The following is a 519-nucleotide window of genomic DNA, read 5'->3' as shown; positions in this document are numbered from 1 at the left end:
AAAGCAGGTTCAATTCAGCAGTGTTTCGCGAAAAATGAAGTCATTTCTAGTGCAGGCTCGATCGGTTCGGTACAGCTACTTCAACTTTCAGGTATTGGTCCCAAAGACGTACTGGAAAAAGCGGGCATCGAGTTGAAACACCAGTTGGAAGGGGTAGGTAAAAACCTGCAAGACCATCTGGAAGTGTACTTCCAATACCACTGTAAGCAGCCAATCACACTGAACAGTAAACTAGGCTTGGTGAGCAAAGGGCTAATCGGTACCGAGTGGATTCTGACTCGAAAAGGTCTTGGCGCAACCAACCATTTTGAATCGTGTGCGTTTATTCGCTCGCGTGAAGGGCTGAAGTGGCCAAATATTCAATATCACTTCCTACCTGCAGCTATGCGTTATGACGGGCAAGCAGCATTCGATGGCCATGGTTTCCAGGTTCACGTCGGCCCGAATAAACCAGAGAGCCGGGGCACTGTAGAGGTGGTTTCTTCTAACCCGAATGATAAGCCAAAGATTGAGTTTAAC

Annotated in this window: 1 protein-coding gene; it reads left to right on the top strand. The window is 47.6% G+C overall.

Features of this window, described 5'->3' with window-relative positions; all coding sequences use genetic code 11:
• The coding region (locus tag R7Q46_RS30250; protein ID WP_318078725.1) for a GMC family oxidoreductase N-terminal domain-containing protein at positions 1-519 on the top strand (519 nt) is incomplete at both ends.

This window comes from Vibrio sp. 811, assembly GCF_033339195.1.
Note: the sequence above shows the minus strand (reverse complement) of the source record. Positions and strands in the feature narration are given on the sequence as shown.